Here is a 19,327-nt window from a genome sequence, read left to right on the forward strand (position 1 = left end):
CCGCTACCGAGTACCCACTATGGACTACGCCAACGCTTCCGCTCCCACCCAAAACCGCCCGTTCCCCAGCCTGCGCCAGGCTCTGCTGCAAGCCTGGCGCAGCGCGACCGCCTGGCGGCGCCCCGCCGAGCCGGCGCCGCTGGGCGAACTCGGCGCCCATCTGCTGCGCGACATCGATGTGCCCGGGCGCATCCCCGGCAAGCTGCGCGAGCAGGTTGAACTGGCCCGCTACGACCGCCGCCAGCAGCACGATAAATATTGATAAAACAAGCTCTGGCGCAGGCAGAACCTGCGCGAGATGCTACCAAGACAATAGCGCGCTGTGCTCCGGGGTCTATCTGGTCATTTCTTGTGCCATGGCTTGCATTACTGTATATTTAAACAGTAATTTTAAAGCACCCCATGGACCTCAATCGCAAGCTCGCCATCCTCGCCGACGCCGCCAAGTACGACGCGTCCTGCGCGTCCAGCGGCACGCTGAAACGCGACTCGGTCGGCGGGCGCGGCATAGGCTCGACCGAGGGCGCGGGCATCTGCCACAGCTACGCGCCCGACGGCCGCTGCATCTCGCTGCTGAAGATTTTGCTGACCAACTACTGCGTCTACGACTGCCTGTACTGCATCAACCGCGTCAGCAGCAATGTGGACCGGGCGCGCTTTCGCATCGACGAGGTGGTGCAGCTGACGCTGGACTTCTACCGCCGCAACTGCATCGAAGGCCTGTTCCTCAGCTCCGGCATCATCCGCAGCCCCGATTACACGATGGAGCGCGTGGTCGAAGTGGCCCGCGTGCTGCGCGAGGAGCACGACTTCCGCGGCTACATCCACCTGAAAACCATCCCCGAAGCCAGCGAAGAGCTGCTGGCCCGCGCCGGCCGCTATGCCGACCGTCTCAGCATCAATGTCGAGCTGCCGACCAGCGAAAGCCTGCTGGTGCTGGCGCCCGAGAAAGACGGCCAGGCGATCCGCCGCTCCATGGCGCGGCTGCGCATCCACATCGACGACGCCAAGGCCGGCGCCACACCGCCGCCCGCCACCTCGCAGCCGCGCGTGGCGCCCAAGCGCGCCCGGGCGCCGCGCTTCGCCCCGGCCGGGCAGAGCACGCAGATGATCGTCGGTGCCGACGCATCCGACGACCGCAGCATCCTGACCACCAGCGCCACGCTGTACGGCGCCTACCAGCTCAAACGCGTCTACTACTCGGCCTTCAGCCCGATTCCCGATGCCGCCCGCGGCCTGCCACTGGCCGCGCCGCCGCTGGTGCGCGAGCACCGCCTGTACCAGGCCGACTGGCTGATGCGCTTCTACGGCTTTGCCCACGACGAGATCGTCGGCGCCAGCGACGGCATGCTGGCACTCGACATCGACCCCAAGCTGGCCTGGGCGCTGGCGCACCGCGAACGCTTCCCGGTGGATCTGAACCGTGCACCGCGCGAAATGCTGCTGCGCGTGCCCGGCCTGGGCGTGACCTCGGTGAAGCGCCTGCTCGCCGCCCGCCGCACCCGCACGCTGCGGGTGGACGACCTGTCGCGGCTGAAGGTGCCGCTGAAGAATGTGCTGCCCTTTATTACCGTGCCCGGTGCCGCGCGCAATGGGCTGGACGACGCCGATCTGGCGGCCCGGCTGCGGCCGCAACCGCAGCAGCGCTCGTTGTTCGACACGCCGCTGCTCCATGGCTGACAGCAGCGCGCGCACAGTGCAGCTGGTCGGCGAAGACGATGTGCCGGGTTTTCGGGCAGCGGCGCGGCGCTTGCTGGCGCAGGGCGTGGAGCCCGGCCGCATCAGCTGGCATGTGGCCGGCGCAGCCGAGGGGGATTTGTTTGCGCACAGCCCGGCGGAAGAACCGCCGCCCGATGCAGCAAACAGCGCGGTGCTGAAGCTGCCAGCCTTCTTCGTCTCGCTGTGCAACCGCACGGCGCTGCATGCCGACCCGTCCCGCTTCGGCCTGCTGTACCGGCTGGCATGGCGCCTGCTGCGCGAGCCGGGCCTGCGCCACGACCCGCTGGACCCCGACAGGATGCAGGCCGAGCAGATGGCCCGCGTGGTGCGGCGCGACATGCACAAGATGACGGCGTTTGTGCGCTTCCGGCCGCTGGCCGCACCCACCGACGACGGCTGGGGTGTGACCCACGTGGCCTGGTTCGAGCCCGGGCACCACATCGTCGAGGCCACCGCGCCGTTCTTTGCACGGCGCTTTGCGCAGATGCCCTGGGCGATCTTGACGCCCGAGCGCAGCGCGCGCTGGAACGGCCAGCAGCTGGCCTTCGGCCCCGGCGCGCAGAAGTCCGATGCGCCGCCGGCCGATGCGAATGAACGCCTGTGGCTCACCTACTATGAAAACATCTTCAACCCGGCGCGGCTCAAGCTGGCGATGATGCACAAGGAGATGCCGCGCCGCTACTGGAAGAACCTGCCCGAGGCGGTATTGATCCAGCCGCTGACGGCACTCTCGGCCCAGCGCAGCGGCCAGATGGTCGAGCAAGGCGCCAGCGAGCCAGCCCACCGCCGCCCTGCTGCGTCGATAGCGCTGCGGCTGGACCAGCGGCCGGAAGTGGTGGAAGCCCCGGGCACCCTGGCCGCGCTGCGCCAGGCCACCGAACGCTGCCGCGCCTGCCCCATCGGCCAGTTTGCCACCCAGGCGGTGCACGGCGAAGGCCCGGTGGACGCGCAGCTGATGCTGGTCGGCGAGCAGCCGGGCGACCAAGAAGACCTGCGCGGCCGACCCTTCATCGGCCCGGCCGGCCAACTGCTGGACCGCGCGCTGGCCCAGCTGGGCCTGCCGCGGGCGGCGCTGTACCTGACGAATGCGGTCAAGCATTTCAAGTTCGAGCCGCGCGGCAAGCGGCGCATCCACAAAACCGCGGCGCAGCAAGAGGCCGCCGCCTGCCTGGACTGGCTGGACCACGAGATCGCCTTGGTGCGGCCGGCCGCGGCCGTGGCCCTCGGCAGCACCGCCGCGCGCGCCCTGCTGGGCCGGCCGGTGGCCGTGGCCAGCGAACGCGGCCAGTGGCTGATGCGCGACGACGGCCTGCGCGTGCTGGTCACCCTGCACCCGGCCGCGCTGCTGCGCATGGACAGCCGCGACTTCGACGCCGCGTTTTCTGCCTGGCTGGACGACCTGGGCAAGGCAGCAAATTTCAACATCAGCCCTGCAGCGCAGGATTTATAAAAAACAGGCCTCCAGCGCAGGCAGCACCTGCACTAGAAGCTATTGATTCAATAGCAAATCATCTAAGGCTTGTCGGCAACCACTTGCGGCGCCAGATCCACGCCGCTGAGCTTGCCGATGATCTCGGGCAGCATGGGCACATACGACTGCCCACCACCGCCGCCCACGGCCAGCGCAAACGAGTTCTTTACCGCATTGCCCATCGGGTTCGCCACGCCAGTAGCGTCGGCCATCGATTCCAGGTAGCGCAAATCCTTGAAGGCGTTTTGCAGCGTGAACTTGTGCGCTTCCTTGTTGCCATCGAGCACATAGCCCATGAAGGTCTGGTAGAAGCCGCAGTCCATACGGCCGCCGCGGATCACCGAGTCCACGCGCTGCGGCGTGATGCCGACCGACTGCGCCACGGCCATCGCCTCCGAATACAGCGCCGCGTAGCCCAGCGAGATGAAGTTGTTCACCAGCTTCATCCGGTGCCCGTCGCCCGGGCCGCCGATGTGCACCACCTTGCCGGCCCAGGTCGCCAGAATCAGCTGGATGCGGTCAAAGGTGGCCTGGTCGGCCCCCACCATGGTGTCCAGCGTGCCGGCCCAGGCTTCCTTCGGCGTGCGGCTCAGCGGCGCGTCCACCAGCGTGATGCCCAGCGGCGCCAGCTCGGCGGCCAAGGCCATGGTGGATGTCGGGTCGGCGGTCGAGCAGTCGACCAGCACCGAGCCCGGACGCAGGCTCTGCCCCAGGCCGTTCGGGCCGCGGATGAGGTCTTCCACGTCTTTGGAGCCGGTCACGCACAAAAACACCACCGTGGCCTGGGCCGCCAGTGCCTGCAGCGAATCGGCCTGCTGGGCGCCGCGCTGCAGCAAGTCGTCCACCGCGGCCGAGGGCTTGCGCGCATAGATCGTCAAGGGGTAACCCTTGTCCACGATGTTCTTGGCCATGCCGTGGCCCATCAAGCCCAGGCCGATAAAGCCGATTTGTTCACGCGTCTGTTCCATGTCTGCCTTTGTTGTGGGTGTTGGAGCTGATTTGTACCCGATACAGGGCCTTGGCAGCGGCGCACGCTGCCACAATGTTCACAGGCGTAAAAATTTACAAACCATTGACGCGCGACCGCAGGCGCAGCCCAACCGATGGTAAGCACGACTGAACCCACTACCCCTGGCTTGCTCGCCCGCATGCGCCGGTCCCTGGCTCCGTACGAAGCGGATGAGCCCTTGGCGGCCAGTTTCCGGGCCAAGCAGCTGCAGGCCATGCTGCGGCTCACGCCGCTGTCCATGCTGGTCAATTTGTTCAACGCCGGCTTCCTGGTGTACCGCCTGGCCGCCCAGTCCGTGTGGCTCTGGGGTTGGCTGCTGGTGCTGCTGTTCATGGCCTACCAGGGCTTGGCCGCCTGGTACCGGGCCCAGCACCGCAACACGCGGCAAACCGCGTCGCGCAAAGCCATGCGGCGGGCCTTCCGGCATGCGCTGAGCCTGGGCGCGCTATGGGGGGCGCTGCCGGCGCTGTTGCTGTCCAGCGTGGAGGTGCAAGACCAGCAGATGCTGATCATCATCAGCTGCGGCATGATTTGCGCGGGCGGCTTTGCGCTGGTGACGGTGCCGGCGGCGGCCATTGCCTATGTGCTGGTCATGACGGCCGGCTCCATGGTCGGGCTGCTGCGCACCAGCCTGCCGGGTGCCGAGATTTTGTTTTGCCTGTTGGTGGCCTACAGCTTGATTGTGGTGGCGTCGGTGCAGGTGATGGCCAAGTCCTATGGCTCGCGGCTGGTGGCCGAGGCCGATGCCGCGCACAAGCAGCAGATCGTTGGCCTGCTGCTGCGCGACTTTGAAGAAAACTCCAGCGACTTCCTGTGGGAGCTGGCCCCCAGCGGCCAGTTGGGCCACGCCTCCGGCCGGCTCAACCGGGCCCTGCAGTTCGACCCGCAGCAGTATGCGGCCTTCAGCCTGGTGGCGCTGATTGCGCGCACCCACCTGCAGCAGCCGTCGCGGGTGCCGGCCGACGCCGGCCACTACCTCGGCCAGCTGCAAGCCGCCTTGTCCACGCCCCTGCCGTTCCGCGACCTGCTGGTGCCGGTGGTGATTGGCGACGCGCTGCGCTGGTGGGCACTGACGGCCAAACCGGTGTGGCCCGGCAGTCCGGGCGCGCAGGGCACACCGGTAGCGCCGGGCTGGCGCGGTGTGGGCGCCGACGTCACCGACCGCAAGCATGCCGAAGACGCAATGCACCGCCTGGCCCACTTCGACGCACTGACCGGCCTGGCCAACCGCCGCCACTTCCAGCACCGCCTGCAGCAGCTGTGCGGCCACGACGGCAGCACGCCGGGCAGCGCTGCGCTGCTGTGCATCGACATGGACAACTTCAAGCGGGTCAACGACGCCTACGGCCATGCCAACGGCGACCTGCTGCTGAAAGCCGTGGCCCAGCGCATGACCAGCACCATCCGCGGCCGCGACCTGGTGGCCCGGCTCGGCGGCGACGAGTTCGCCATCCTGCTCGACGGCGTGACCGAGGTGGACGAAGCCCGCTGCTTTGCCACCCGGCTGATGCAGGCCATCGAGCAGCCCTGCGACCTGTCGGGCATCAGCTTCACGCCGCATACCAGCATGGGCATCGCCTTCTTGCCGCGTGACGGCCAGCAGCCCGACGAGATCCTGCACCATGCCGACCTGGCGCTGTACGAAGCCAAGGCGCGGGGCCGCCGGCAGGCGCAGTTTTTCTCCATGGCGATGGACGAAAAAGCCCAGCGCCGCATCGCGCTGGAAGACGGCTTGCGCCAGGCCCTAGCCCAGCACGCCATGCACCTGGTCTATCAGCCGCAGATCTCGCTGCGCACGCACCAGATCACCGGGGTCGAGGCCTTGCTGCGCTGGTCCAGCCCGCGCTTCGGCAATGTGTCGCCGGCCGAATTCATCCCGGTGGCCGAAGAAGCCGGCTTGATCCGCGACATCGGCCTATGGGTGCTGGAAACCGCCTGCACCGCCGCCCACCAGCTACCGGCCGGGCTGCTGGTGGCCGTCAATCTGTCGGCCTGCCAGTTCGACGACGAGCTGCTGGTCGACAAGATCCTGGAGGTGGTGGCACGCAGCGGCCTGCCGGCCGAGCGGCTGGAGCTGGAGATTACCGAATCGGTGTTCCTGAAGGACACCGAAGACGTGCTGACCGCCCTGCACCGCCTGCGCGCAGCCGGCATCCGCATTGCGCTGGACGACTTTGGCGTCGGCTATTCGTCGCTGGCCTATCTGCGCAGCTTTCCATTCGACAAGCTGAAGATCGACCGCTCGTTCGTGATGGCCATCCTGCAAAGCGCCGAGTCGCAAGCCATCGTGCGCTCGGTGATCGACCTGGCCAGCGCGCTGCACATGGAAACCACGGCCGAAGGCATTGAGACCGCCGAGCAGGCCGCCCTGCTGACCCAGCTGGCCTGCACCACCGGCCAGGGCTTCCACTTTGCGCGCCCGCTGCCGTTGGAGGCCGCCACGGCCTTTGCCGCAACCCACCTGGCGCCCGGCGCCTAAACCTGCAAAGCGTTTACCAGCGCTGGTGCACCAGCGGCTTGGCGTAGCGGGCGTAGACGTCGGCCAGCGCCTGCATCGTCGCGTCGCCCAGCGGCGGCAAGTCGGCCGCGGCCACGTTGTCGGCCACCTGCGATGCACGCTTGCCGCCGGGAATCGAGCAGGTGACGGCCGGGTGCATCTGGATCCAGCGCAGCGCCATCTGCGCCATGCTCTGGCCTGCCGGCACCAGCGGCCGCATGGCGTCTACCGCCTGCAGGCCTACGCTGTAGTCCAGGCCGGAGAAGGTTTCGCCCTTGTCAAAAGCCGCGCCTTCGCGGTTGAACTGGCGGTGGTCGTCCGGGGCAAAGCTGCTGTCGGCCGTCATCTTGCCGCTGAGCAGGCCGCTGGACAGCGGCAGCCGCGCCAGCACGCCCACGCCGCGCTTCTGCGTCTGCTCGAACAGCAGCTCGGCCGGGCGTTGGCGGAACAGGTTGTAGATGATCTGCACCGACTGCACGCCAGGGTATTCGATGGCCTTCAGCGCCTCTTCGACCTTCTCCACGCTCACGCCGTAGTGGCGCAGCTTGCCGGCTTTTTGCAGATCGTCGAGCACGCCAAACACCTCGGGCATGTAGAACACCTCGGTCGGCGGACAGTGCAGCTGCAGCAAGTCGAGTGCATCGGTATGCAGGTTCACCAGGCTGCGTTCGACGAAGGCGGTGATGTTTTCGCGGTTGTAGCCGCCAGCCACGTGCGGGCTCAGGCGGCGCCCGGCCTTGGTGGCGATGTAGAAGGGCTCGCTGCGTTCGCGCCGCAGCTGGGCCAGCAGGCGCTCGCTGCGGCCGTCGCCGTACACGTCGGCGCTGTCAAAGAAGTTCACGCCCAGGTCTAGCGCGCGGTGCAGCGCACCCATGGACTCAGCGTCATCGGTCTCGCCCCAGGTGCCACCAATGGCCCAGGCGCCGAAGCTGACGGTCGAGATATTCCAGCCAGTGCGGCCAAGCGGGCGGTATTGCAAAGCAGGTCTCCTATGGTTTTTGGAGCGGCAAGTATCGCACCGCTGGCGATTTAGTGCATCGCACCAACAATCTAAATAAAACATGGCCACAGCGCACATTCCACCTGCGCAAGCAGCTATTTATTCAATAGCAAGTAAAGCCACAAAGCTGTGTGCGTTAGCGCACAGACCGGCGCGCGGCGGCAAATCTACATTGGATTTACAGCCCCCCGCATCGGCGGTGCAAGCACGATGAACCGGCAGGCCCAGCCCCCGCTGCACGGCACAAGGAAACGGTATGAAGACCATTGGAATCTCACCCTCGCGGCGCAGTTTTTTGCGCAGCGCCGGCAAGACGGCACCGGCCGTCATCGCCATTGGTGCCACCCTCGGCGGCGCGGTCGGGCTGGCGGTGTCGCAGACCTCCGGCGGCAGTGCCGACAGCTACACGCCCAGCTATTTCGACGCGCAGGAATGGACGCTGCTGTCGGCCCTGGTGCAGCGGCTGATTCCACCCGGCAGCGACGGCCCCAGCGCAGTAGAAGCCGGCGTGCCCGAGTTCATCGACAGGCAGATGGGCCAGCCCTACGGCCACGGTGCACTGTGGTTCATGCAGGCGCCGTTTGTGCCTACGGCTGCCGAAGAGTTTGGCTACCAGCTGGTGCAAAGCCCACGCGCGCTGTACCGCCAGGCATTGGCGGCGCTGGCACAAGCCGTGCAGCAACAGCACGGCAAGCCCTTCACCGAGTTGGCCCCGGCGGATCAGGACGCGGTGCTCACCGCGCTGGAAGCCGGCAAGCTGGCCATAGGCACGGTGCCGCCCAAGGCCTTCTTCTCGCAGCTGCTGACCAACACCCGCGAAGGCTACTTCTGCGATCCCAAGCATGGCGGCAACAAGGACATGGCGGCCTGGAAGATGATCGGCTTTCCAGGGGCCCGTGGCGACTACATCGACTGGGTCGACCAGTACGCCACCAAGTACCCGCTGCCACCGGTGTCCAGTTCGTAAGCCATGAGCGATACCGTCAAGAAACCCGCGGTCGATGTCGTCATCGTCGGCTTTGGCTGGACCGGCGCCATCATGGCCAAAGAACTCACCGAGGCCGGCCTGAAAGTCGTGGCCCTGGAGCGCGGCCCGTACCGCGACACCTACCCCGACGGCATCTACCCCACCACGCTGGACGAGCTGACTTTTGTGCAGCGCGGCAAGCTGTTCCAGAACATGGCGAAGAGCTCGTTCACCTTTCGCCACGGCGTGGCCGATGTGGCCGTGCCGTACCGGCAGATCGGCGCCTTCAAACCCGGCGAAGGCGTGGGCGGCGCCGGCCTGCACTGGTCGGGCCAGCACTGGCGCGTCACGCCCGAAGAGCTGCAACTGAAGACCCATTACACCCAGCGCTACGGCAAGAACTTCATCCCTGACGGCATGACGATCCAGGACTTCGGCGTCAGCTACGCCGAGCTGGAGCCGCACTTCGACTTTGTCGAGAAAGTCTTTGGCACATCCGGCCGCGCCTACAAGGTCAAGGGCCAGGTGGTCGGCGATGGCAATGTGTTCGAGGCCGACCGCTCGGACCACTTCCCGCTGCCGCCGCAAAAAGTGCCGTACACCGCCAGCCTGTTCATGAAGGCGGCCAAAGAGGTGGGCCTGCACCCCTTCATCGGCGCCTCGTCGAACGCCTCCGGCCCGTACACGAATCCCTACGGCTGCCAGATGGGGCCGTGCAATTTCTGCGGCTTCTGCTCGGGCTTTGCCTGCTACAACTATTCCAAGGCCTCGCCGAATGTGAACATCATGCCGGCGCTGCGGCAGGTGGCGAACTTTGAGCTGCGCGCCGACGCGAATGTGCTGCGCATCAACCTGGATGCCGGCGGCAAGCGCGCCACCGGCGTCACCTATGTGGACAGCGCCGGCAAGAGCTTCGAGCAGCCGGCCGACCTGGTGATCGCCAGCACCTTTGCCTACAACAACGCCCGGCTGTTTTTGCTGTCCGGCATCGGCAAGCCTTACGACCCGGTGAGCGGCGAAGGCGTGGTGGGCCGCAACATCGCCTACCAAATGATGTCCACGGTGCAGATGTTCTTCCCGCCCGGCACCAACACCAACCCCTTCATCGGCGCCGGCGGCACCGGCGTGGCGGTGGACGACTACAACGCCGACAACTTCGACCACGGCCCGCTGGGCTTTGTCGGCGGCGCGCCCGCCTGGTGCAACCCGGCCGGGGTGAAGCCCATCGGCGGCATACCGGTACCCACCGGCACGCCGAACTGGGGTGCCGACTGGAAGAAAGCGGTGAAAGACAACTACCTGAACACCGTGTCCTTCGACGTGCACGGCGCCAACATGGTCTACCGCGACTGCTATGTCGATCTGGACCCGACCTACACCGACCACTACGGCCAGGCGCTGATGCGCTTCACCTTCGACTGGAAGGACAACGACATCAAGATGAGCCGCTACGTTACCGGCGAGATGTTGAAGGTGGCCAAGGCCATGAACCCGCAGTCCATCAAGGTTAGCCAGAAGAACTTTGGCGACCACCTGGACCTGCGCGCCTACCAGACCACCCACTGGGCCGGCGGCGTCGCCATGGGCGAAGACCGCAGCACCAGCGTGCTGAACCGCTATCTGCAAAGCTGGGACGTGCCGAATGTGTTTGCCGTCGGCTCCGGCGTGTTCCCGGTCGGCATAGGCTACAACCCGACCGGCCTGGCCACCGCGCTGACCTACTGGGCCGCGAAAGCGATCCGCGAGCAGTACCTGAAAGACCCCCGCCCGCTGGTGGACGCATGATGGCCCGCCCCACCCTGCTTATTGCCGCCGCGCTGGCCTTGGCATGCATTGCCGGCGGTGCGCTGGCCGACGGTCCCGCCGCGGCCCCGGTCGATGCCCAACTGGTCGCCAAGGGCGCCTACCTGGCCCGCGCCGGCGACTGCGTGGCCTGCCATACGGCGCCCCAGGGCAAGCCCTTCGCCGGCGGCCTGCCCATGGCCACGCCGGTTGGCGCCGTCTACTCCACCAATATCACGCCGGACAAGGGGGCCGGCATCGGCGACTGGAGTTTTGAGGACTTCGCCAAGCTGATGCGCACCGGCGTCACGAAGGCCGGCTACACCGTGTACCCGGCCATGCCCTACCCCTCGTTCTCGCGCCTGGGCGAAGACGACCTGCAGGCGCTGTATGCGTACTTCATGCAAGGCGTGCCGCCCGACCCCACGCCGAACAAAAAGGCCGACATCCCCTGGCCGCTATCGATGCGCTTCCCGTTGGCGCTGTGGCGCATGGTGTTTGGGCCTGCACCGCTGCCCATGGCCGTGCCGGCCGACGCCCAGCCCACGCTGCTGCGCGGCGCCTACCTGGTGCAAGGCCTGGGCCATTGCGGCGCCTGCCACACGCCGCGTGGCGTGGCGTTCCAGGAGAAAGCCCTGACCGCCACCAACAACAGCGTGTACCTGGCCGGCGGCGGCAGCATCGACGGCTGGACCGTGCCCTCACTGCGCAACACCCACGGCGGCGGCCTCGCGCAGTGGAGCAAGGAAGACATCGTGGAATTCCTGCAGACTGGGCGCAACCAGCGCAGCGCGTCCTTTGGCGGCATGAGCGATGTGGTCGCGCATTCCACCCAGTACCTGACCGCGACCGACCTGGGCAGCATCGCCCTGTTCCTGAAGTCGCTGCCCGACGGCGCCAAGGTGCCGCCACCCTACATGCCCGACCCCAAGGTCGGCCAGGCGCTGCGCGCCGGCGTGGTCAACAGCCGCGGCGCCCAGGTGTATCTGGACCGCTGCGCCGGCTGCCACCGCTCCGACGGCCAGGGCAATGGCAAGGCCTTCCCGGCCCTGGCCGGCAACGCCGTGCTGCAAACCAGCGACCCCACATCGGGCATCAAGATCGTGCTGTCCGGCAGCGCTGTGCCCAGCACGATGAAGGCACCGTCATCACTGACCATGGCGCCTTACGCCAGCCTGCTGAGTGATGCCGACATTGCGGAAGTCGTCAGCTTCATCCAGACCAGTTGGGGCAACCAGGGCGGAACCGCCACCGCCAGCCAGGTGGCGAAATTGCGCAAGAGTTCGCCAGCGGTGCAGCCTATGACGGCGGCAGCGTTTGCGGCGGGGCGGGTGGTGGCTAGTCCGTTGGCGCCGATGCCGGGGGCGAGTGCGGCGGGGAAGCCTTAGGGGTTTGAGGAAACTGAGCTCTAGCCTATGTTGTTCTTGCGGCAGTAGCTATATATTGAATAGCAGAACACTGTTTGACAAGGCAGCGGGACGGGTATTTTCTCCGTCGGGTGTCGAACCTCTTAGAGTTAGAGCAGCGGACTCTTAATCCGCAACTTTATGACTAACGTCCAACTCCAATAGAGCATAAAAACTCATTGAAAAATTCTCATCGATACACTTCATCGCATTCCAAGGAGAAGTGATGAATCAGTTGGATGGAGGTGCCGAAGAGTGCGTAGTCCATACCCACCCTATTGATCCCGAACAACTTGCACGCTATAGCGTGGAACGTGATCCCTTTTCCGAGCAGGACATAGCAAACTACGTCCATGGCCAGGCACGTGACGAGATCGTAAAGCACGTGGAGCAGATCAAGCAGGAAATTGTGTTGGGCGATGTGTACGAAATATGGGATGTCACGACGGACAAAGACAGATGGTGGGTTATTACTAATCCCACTAACCTCTACTCACAACGCCACTTTCCTAGCCTCGACTACACGCTCTCATTCCATATTGGTTTGATGATGCGCATGCGCAGCCGACCAGTTCAGATAGATGGAAACGATCCAACTCCATTCGACGAAGTATTTCGGCGTCATCAGCAGGCCCAAGCGCGCCATGAAGGCGCGGTGGAAGCCGAAGACTACCAGGCAGTTGGAATGCTTTTACGCGAAGGATTGATCTCGCTAATCGGTGCTCTTCGCCGCAGAACAGAAATTCCCGGAGATTTAGAACGACCACAGGATGCCAATTTCCTAGGTTGGACCGAAGTATTAATGAACCAACTGTGCGGTGGCGGTAGCAACAAAGAGCTTCGCCAACATCTCAAAAACACCGCTAAAGAGACTTGGCAGCTTGCAAACTGGCTCACTCATACACGTAGTGCAGATCGAACCGCTTCGTCCATCGCTATTCAATCTTGCGATACTGTCACAGGCCACTTCATCAGCCTACTCGAACGTCAGCGTACCGGGGGCGCTCAAGAATGCCCTGCGTGCAAATCACGCAACATACGGTCTCACTTCGACATCGATATTGAACCGGATGGAGACTACTTTCTCAGTTGTGGCGTCTGCGATTGGACCAACCATCCTGGTCTGATTGAGCAAGTCGAAGCGCCTCCTGGCACCGCAATCTAGAACGTCATGGGAGGTATTAATCGCCGGACCAAGTCCAATTTCTTCGGCAGCGCAACCGATTCGCACACCCAAACCTAACCCTTAGCCAGCAAACGCAAATCTCCCCCGCACATTCTGCTGCACCGACTCCGTCAGCAACTCCGCTAGCCGCTGCACCGACGGCTCGGGCTCGCTGCTGGCTCGGCGCAGGGCCAAGGTAATCTGTGGCAGTGCCGGCAGCACGGTGCCGGCGCGCTCAATGGTGCGCACATGGGCCGGCAGGCCGAACGGCGTGCGCACGCACAGGCCCAGGCCGGCCGAGGTGGCGGCCCATAGCGCGGCCAGGCTGGAGCTGGTGAACACATAACGCCACGGCATGCCGGCGCGCTCCAGCGTGGTGGTGACGATCTCGCGCAGCGGGCATGGGGCATCGACGACGACCAGCGGTATAGGTTCTTGCAAGCCGCCCTGCGCGCCCCGCCCCACCTTCTGTAGCTGCTGCCACCAGGGCGCGTCCAGGGCATCTAGATCGGCCGGGCCTATCCACTGCAGCGGCAGGCGCAGCACGCTGGCGGTATGTTGGTCGGTGGCGCCCAGGCCCACGTCCCAGAACATCGCCAGGTCCAACTGGCCCAGCGCCAAGCGCTCACGCAACACCGCGCTGGTCGCTACACAGGCCTCGATGCGCACCTTGGGGTGGGCGCGGGCGAAGCGGCCCAGCGCCTCGGGCAGCACGGCTTCGCCCAGGTCTTCCTGCAGGCCCAGGCGCACCCGGCCCTGCAGGTCGGTGCCGCGCACCGCGGCCACGGCTTCATCGTTCAACGCCAGCAGGCGGTGCGCGTAGGCCAGCAGGGTTTCGCCAGCATCGGTCAGCTCCAGCCCGCGGCCGGACTTGCGCAGCAAGGGTGTGCCGGACTGCGATTCCAGCTTCTTCAGCTGGGCGCTGACGGCCGAGGTGGAGCGGCCCAGCCGGTCGGCCGCGCGGGCGTAGCTGCCGAGCGCAATGCCGGTGGAGAAGCTGCGCAGCATGTCAATGTCGTAGGTGATCTGGCCCATGGCAATCATCCCGATTTTCAAAATTATCAGTCTACTATTTTCTGATTTTCAAAACAGTCTGCGCGACCCACAATCCGCCGCATGACACACCAAGCGACTCTCTCCAACCCCCTGGTTACCTGCCCGCCGCCGCGCCACCGCTGGAAGGTGCTGGCCGCCGGCGTGGCCGCGAATGCGGCGTTTTCCGTGGCTTTCAGCGGCATCCCGATGACCGCGGTGCTGATGCGCGACGGCTACCGGCTCGACAACGCCACGCTGGGCCTGGTGCTCGGCCTGATGGGCCTGGGTATTGCCATCAGCGAGCTGCCCTGGGGCCTGCTGACCGACCGCTGGGGCGACCGCCCGGTGCTGCTGACCGGCCTGGTCAGCACCGCCCTGGCGCTTGCAGCGATGGCGCTGTGGGCGGCGCCCTCGCATGGGCAGATTCCGCCGCTGGGTCTACTGGCCGGCGGCCTGGTGCTGGTCGGCCTGCTGGGCGGCAGCGTGAACGGTGCCAGCGGCCGGGCGGTGATGCTGTGGTTTGCCGACGGCGAGCGCGGCCTGGCGATGAGCATCCGCCAGACCGCCGTGCCGCTGGGCGGCGGCATCGGCGCGCTGTTGTTGCCGGCCGTGGCACTGCAGCACGGCTTTGCCGCGATCTACAGCCTGCTGGCCGTGCTGTGCCTGCTGGCCGCGCTGCTGACCTGGGCCTGGGTGCACGAGCCGGCGCTGACCACGCACAGCAAACCCACCACCGCTGCGGGCAGCGGCCCACTAAATGACCCGTTACGCGACCCGCGCATCTGGCGCACCGTGGCCGGCATCGGCATTCTGTGTGCACCGCAGTTTGCCGTGCTGTCCTTCGGCACGGTGTTCCTGCACGACTACGGCCATGCAGGCCTGGCCACCATCACGGTGGCGATGGCGCTGGTGCAGGTCGGCGCAATGGTGATGCGCGTCTGGAGCGGCCGCTGGACCGACCAGCGGCGGAATCGCCCGGCCTATCTGCGGGCCTGCAGCGGGCTCAGCGCAGCGCTGTTTGCCGGGCTGGCAATCTTCAGCGCGCTGGCCGACGGCGGGCAACTGCTGGCCTCGCCGCTGCTGCGTGGCGGCTTGCTGGTACTGCTGGCGCTGTGCGGCATTTGCGTATCGGCCTGGCATGGCGTGGCCTATGTGCAGCTGGCCAGCTGCGCCGGTGCGCAGCGCTCCGGCACGGCGCTGGCGATGGCGAATACCTGCGTGTTCAGCGTCTGTTTTGTGACGCCGCTGGCCTTGCCGCATCTGCTGGCGCTGCAGGGTTGGCCGCTGGTCTGGCTGCTGGCCAGCGGCTGTGCGCTGCTGGCGCGGCCTTTACTCAGTGGGCGCAGAGTGCAGCCGATTAAAAATGCATGAAATCAGCCTCTAGCGCATATAAAAACTGCGCTAGCAGCTCTTTATTCAATAGCACTGACGCCTAGGCGACACCCCATCCCGCCATGGCATGGAACCTGCTGATAATCACGTCGGCAGACGCTGGGGTATGTACCGATCCCCGTGCCGCACCAAACGAGCACCATCGAGGTGCACGTCTGCTATCGCGTTTTGACATATTTGGAGCAACATGAAAAATCTGAGCAAACTGGTTATGGCCTTGGGCCTGACCGTCGCCGCCATGGCAACCCACGCCGCAGGCACCCTGGTCTATTGTTCCGAAGCCAGCCCCGAAGGCTTTGACACCGCCCAATACACCGGCGGCCAAACCTTTGACGCCGCCGGCATGGCCATCTTCAACCGCCTGGTCGAGTTTGAACGCGGCACCACCAAGGTTGTGCCCGCACTGGCCGAGTCGTATGACACCGCTCCCGACGGCCTGACCTACACCTTCCATCTGCGCAAGGGCGTCAAGTTCCATACCACCGAGAACTTCACCCCCAGCCGCACCTTCAATGCCGATGACGTGGTGTTCACGTTCATGCGCATGTTCGACAAGAGCAATGCCTTCGCCAAGGCCTACACCGTGCAGTACCCGTATGCGGGCGACACCGGCCTGGACAGCAACGTCGCCTCGGTGCGCAAGACCGACGACTACACCGTGGTCTTCTTGCTGAAGAAGCCCGACCCCGATCTGCTGCCCAAGATCGCCATGCCAGTGTTCTCGATCCTGTCGGCCGAACACGCCAACAAGCTGTTGACCGCCGGCACGCCCGCGCTGATCAACCAGCAGCCCGTGGGCACTGGCCCCTACATTCTGAAGCGCTACCAAAAAGATTCGCAGATCCGCTACGCCGGCAACAAGGAATACTGGAACCCCAAGGACGTGAAGGTCGACAACCTGATCTTCGCCATCACCACCGACGGTGCAGTGCGCGCGCAAAAGATCAAGGCTGGCGAATGCCAGGCCATGTCCTACCCCAAGCCACAGGATCTGGACAGCCTGAAGGCCGACCCCAAGCTCAAGGTCATCAGTGCCCCCGGCTTCAACATCGGCTACCTGGCCTACAACACCGAAAAGCCGATCACCGGCAAGCTCGAAGTGCGCCAGGCGCTGGACATGGCGATCAACCGCAAGGCCATCATCGACGCGGTCTACCAAGGCCAGGGCCAGGAAGCCAGCAACCCGTTCCCATCGTCGCTGTGGTCGTATAACCCGGCGCTGAAGAACCCGCCCCTGGACATCGAAAAAGCCAAGGCGCTGCTGAAGAAAGCCGGCTACCCCGATGGCTTCGAGATCACGCTGTGGAGCATGCCGGTGGTGCGCCCCTACAACCCCAACGCCAAGCTGATGGCCGAAATGATCCAGAGCGACTGGGCCAAGATTGGCGTCAAGGCCAAGATCGTCAGCTACGAATGGGGTGAATACCTGAAGCGCATGAAAGCCGGCGAACAAGACGCGGGCCTGATCGGCTGGAGCGGCGACTACGCCAGCCCGGACAACTTCCTCGGCGTGCTGCTGACCTGCGAAGCCGTGGGCGGATCCAACTATGCACGCTACTGCAGCAAGGAATTCGACGGCATGGTGCTCAAGGCCCGCAACAGCCTGGACCAGAAAGAGCGCACCGCGCTGTACATGAAGGCGCAAGAAGTCTTCAAGCGCGACATGCCCTGGTCGACCATCGCCCACTCCACGGTGAGCCTGCCCACCGCCAAGGGTGTCGAGGGTCTGAAGATCAGCCCATTTGCGGTGTTTGACTTCGCGGGCGTCAGCGTCAAGTAAACCCACTTCGTCAGAAGTAAAAGCAAGGTAACGGCTCGTTTCGTTACCTTGCTTTTTTGTTTTAAGCCACTATGTTCTTCTACATCCTCAAACGCTTGGCGGTGGTGATTCCGACCTTTTTCGGTATCACCCTGCTGACCTTTTCGCTGATCCGCATGATCCCGGGCGACCCGATCGAAGTCATGCGCGGTGAGCGCTCCATCGACCCGGTCGCGCATGCCATCGCCCTCAAGCAGCTGGGCCTGGACCAGCCGCTGCCGGTGCAGTATGTGCAGTACCTGGGCAAGCTGATCCACGGCGACCTGGGCGCATCGCTCAAGACCCAGGCTCCTGTCTGGACCGAATTCAAAATCCTGTTCCCCGCCACACTGGAACTGGCGCTGATGGCCCTGCTGTTCGCGCTGGTGTTCGGCATGGTGGCCGGCGTCACCGCGGCGGTGAAGCGCGGCTCGTTCCTCGACCACGGCGTGATGACTGTGGCGCTGACCGGCTATTCGATGCCGATCTTCTGGTGGGGCCTGGTGCTGATCATGATCTTCTCCAGCGGCCTGGGCTGGACACCGGTGTCCGGCCGCATCGACCTGATGTTCGACATTCCGCCCGACACCGGCTTTATGCTGATCGACGCCTGGCGCGCCGAACGGGCCGACCCAGGCCTGAACGCCGGCGCGCTTTGGGACGCGATCAAGCACCTGATCCTGCCGACCATCGTGCTCGGCACCATCCCGCTGGCGGTGATTGCCCGCATGACGCGCTCCAGCATGCTGGAAGTGCTGAAGGAAGACTATGTGCGCACCGCCCGCGCCAAAGGCCTGTCGCCCACCCGCGTGGTGTTTATCCACACGCTGCGCAATGCGCTGATCCCGGTGCTGACCGTGATCGGCCTGCAGATCGGCACGCTGATGGGCGGTGCGGTGCTGACCGAGACCATCTTCTCCTGGCCGGGCATCGGCAAATGGCTGATCGACGCCATCAGCCGGCGCGACTACCCGGTGGTGCAAAGCGGCATTCTGCTGGTCGCCCTGCTGGTGATCACCACCAATTTTGTCGTTGACATCCTGTACGGCGTGGCCAACCCACGCATCCGACACCAGAAGTAAAAAAACATGTCTACCCTACCCCTACCCGCCACCGACGAGCTGGAACTCGCACCCGGCACCCCTCCGTCCAGCTGGTCAGAATTCTGGCGCGGCTTTACCAAGAACAAGGGCGCGGTCGTTGGCCTGGTCTTCATGGTCCTGGTCTGCGTGGCCGCGCTGTTCGCCCCCTGGGTCGCGCCCTATGACCCGATCGAGCAGTTCCGAGACCACTTCCTCACCCCGCCCGCCTGGGTGGCCGGCGGCTCCAGCCAGTTCCTGCTGGGCACCGACGAAGTCGGGCGCGACATCCTGTCGCGGCTGATCCACGGCGCGCGGCTGTCGCTGTTCGTCGGCTTTGTGTCGGTGGTGCTGGCGATGATTCCCGGCGTGGTGTTAGGCCTGTCGGCCGCCTTCTTCGGCAAGGCTTTGGACTCGGCCATCATGCGCTTCATGGACATCATGATGGCCCTGCCCGCGCTGCTGCTGGCCGTGGCCATCATGGCCATCCTTGGCCCCGGGCTGGGCAATGCCATGGTGGCCATCGCCGTGGTGTCGCTGCCCGCCTACGTGCGGCTGACCCGCGCTTCCGCCATGACCGAGCTGAACCGCGACTACGTGACCGCCGCCCGCCTGTCGGGCGCGGGCACGCTGCGCCTGATGTTCGTCACCGTGCTGCCCAACTGCATGGCGCCGCTGATCGTGCACGCCACCATGGGCTTCTCGGCCGCGATCCTGGAAATCTCGGCCCTGGGCTTCCTGGGTCTGGGCGTGCAGCCTCCCCTGCCTGAGTGGGGCACCATGCTGGCCTCGGCGCGCGACTACATCGAGCGTGCCTGGTGGGTCGTCACCCTACCCGGCCTGACGATTCTGTTCTCGGTGCTGGCCATCAATCTGATGGGCGACGGGCTGCGCGATGCGCTAGACCCCAAGCTCAAAAGTGCTGCGTAGCTGTGGAACACCCCCAGGCTACACGCTGCGCGTTTTCGCCCCCCCTTGCAGGGGGCGATGCCAGTGGCCCGGCTGAG

The 19,327-nt window shown here is 65.3% G+C and carries 15 protein-coding genes; 12 read left to right on the forward strand and 3 right to left on the reverse strand.

The features are described from left to right. Nucleotides 1–19 precede the first annotated feature (19 nt). The 3 genes from BLT66_RS04165 to BLT66_RS04175 all read left to right on the forward strand — a co-directional run bounded on the left by BLT66_RS04165 (nt 20) and on the right by BLT66_RS04175 (nt 3,169). On the forward strand, nt 20–262 hold the full coding sequence (locus tag BLT66_RS04165; RefSeq protein WP_143029138.1) for a hypothetical protein: 243 nt from the start codon (nt 20–22) through the stop codon (nt 260–262). A gap of 140 nt (nt 263–402) precedes the next feature. After that, nucleotides 403–1,680 (forward strand): putative DNA modification/repair radical SAM protein, encoded by a 1,278-nt coding sequence (locus BLT66_RS04170; RefSeq protein ID WP_092755990.1) that lies wholly within the window; start codon nt 403–405, stop codon nt 1,678–1,680. Then, complete coding sequence (locus BLT66_RS04175) at nt 1,673–3,169, forward strand: UdgX family uracil-DNA binding protein (protein WP_092755992.1); 1,497 nt, start codon at nt 1,673–1,675, stop codon at nt 3,167–3,169. The genes BLT66_RS04170 and BLT66_RS04175 overlap by 8 nt, the downstream gene beginning before the upstream one ends. Nucleotides 3,170–3,231: 62 nt before the next feature. Here the strand turns inward: BLT66_RS04175 and BLT66_RS04180 are convergent, their stop codons facing one another. Then, nucleotides 3,232–4,158, reverse strand: a complete 927-nt coding sequence (locus tag BLT66_RS04180) for an NAD(P)-dependent oxidoreductase (RefSeq protein ID WP_092755994.1) — start codon at nt 4,156–4,158, stop codon at nt 3,232–3,234. 180 nt (nt 4,159–4,338) lie between these two features. Between BLT66_RS04180 and BLT66_RS04185 the strand changes: the two genes are divergently transcribed. Next, nucleotides 4,339–6,678: a putative bifunctional diguanylate cyclase/phosphodiesterase gene (locus BLT66_RS04185; protein WP_143029139.1), complete on the forward strand. Its 2,340-nt coding sequence runs from the start codon at nt 4,339–4,341 to the stop codon at nt 6,676–6,678. A 13-nt stretch (nt 6,679–6,691) separates the two neighbouring features. Here the strand turns inward: BLT66_RS04185 and BLT66_RS04190 are convergent, their stop codons facing one another. Continuing rightward, complete coding sequence (locus tag BLT66_RS04190) at nt 6,692–7,675, reverse strand: aldo/keto reductase (protein ID WP_092755998.1); 984 nt, start codon at nt 7,673–7,675, stop codon at nt 6,692–6,694. Nucleotides 7,676–7,952: 277 nt separating this feature from the next. On the opposite strand from BLT66_RS04190, the gene BLT66_RS04195 reads away from it, so the two are divergent. From BLT66_RS04195 to BLT66_RS04210, 4 genes are all read left to right on the forward strand, one after another. Then, a complete protein-coding gene (locus BLT66_RS04195) occupies nt 7,953–8,663 on the forward strand; it encodes a gluconate 2-dehydrogenase subunit 3 family protein (protein ID WP_092756000.1) in 711 nt (236 codons plus the stop codon). A 3-nt stretch (nt 8,664–8,666) separates the two neighbouring features. Next, entirely contained in the window at nt 8,667–10,448 is a 1,782-nt protein-coding gene (locus tag BLT66_RS04200; RefSeq protein ID WP_092756002.1) for a GMC family oxidoreductase, read from the forward strand. Then, complete coding sequence (locus BLT66_RS04205; protein ID WP_255406763.1) at nt 10,445–11,833, forward strand: cytochrome c; 1,389 nt, start codon at nt 10,445–10,447, stop codon at nt 11,831–11,833. The genes BLT66_RS04200 and BLT66_RS04205 overlap by 4 nt, the downstream gene beginning before the upstream one ends. 244 nt (nt 11,834–12,077) lie before the next feature. Continuing rightward, nucleotides 12,078–13,016 (forward strand): gamma-glutamylcyclotransferase, encoded by a 939-nt coding sequence (locus BLT66_RS04210; RefSeq protein ID WP_092756004.1) that lies wholly within the window; start codon nt 12,078–12,080, stop codon nt 13,014–13,016. A gap of 81 nt (nt 13,017–13,097) precedes the next feature. On the opposite strand, the gene BLT66_RS04215 is transcribed toward BLT66_RS04210, so the two are convergent. After that, a complete protein-coding gene (locus BLT66_RS04215) occupies nt 13,098–14,051 on the reverse strand; it encodes a LysR substrate-binding domain-containing protein (protein WP_092757009.1) in 954 nt (317 codons plus the stop codon). A gap of 81 nt (nt 14,052–14,132) precedes the next feature. Between BLT66_RS04215 and BLT66_RS04220 the strand changes: the two genes are divergently transcribed. The 4 genes from BLT66_RS04220 to BLT66_RS04235 all read left to right on the forward strand — a co-directional run bounded on the left by BLT66_RS04220 (nt 14,133) and on the right by BLT66_RS04235 (nt 19,250). Then, nucleotides 14,133–15,422: an MFS transporter gene (locus tag BLT66_RS04220; protein ID WP_092756006.1), complete on the forward strand. Its 1,290-nt coding sequence runs from the start codon at nt 14,133–14,135 to the stop codon at nt 15,420–15,422. Nucleotides 15,423–15,630: 208 nt separating this feature from the next. Then, on the forward strand, nt 15,631–17,223 hold the full coding sequence (locus tag BLT66_RS04225; protein ID WP_092756008.1) for an ABC transporter substrate-binding protein: 1,593 nt from the start codon (nt 15,631–15,633) through the stop codon (nt 17,221–17,223). 71 nt (nt 17,224–17,294) lie between these two features. Next, nucleotides 17,295–18,323, forward strand: a complete 1,029-nt coding sequence (locus BLT66_RS04230; RefSeq protein ID WP_092756010.1) for an ABC transporter permease subunit — start codon at nt 17,295–17,297, stop codon at nt 18,321–18,323. 6 nt (nt 18,324–18,329) lie between these two features. Further along, nucleotides 18,330–19,250: an ABC transporter permease subunit gene (locus BLT66_RS04235; protein WP_092756012.1), complete on the forward strand. Its 921-nt coding sequence runs from the start codon at nt 18,330–18,332 to the stop codon at nt 19,248–19,250. The last annotated feature ends 77 nt before the right edge of the window (nt 19,251–19,327 follow it).

It is taken from the genome of Rhodoferax sp. OV413 (assembly GCF_900104385.1).
Classification (GTDB): Bacteria; Pseudomonadota; Gammaproteobacteria; order Burkholderiales; family Burkholderiaceae_C; genus Rhodoferax_B.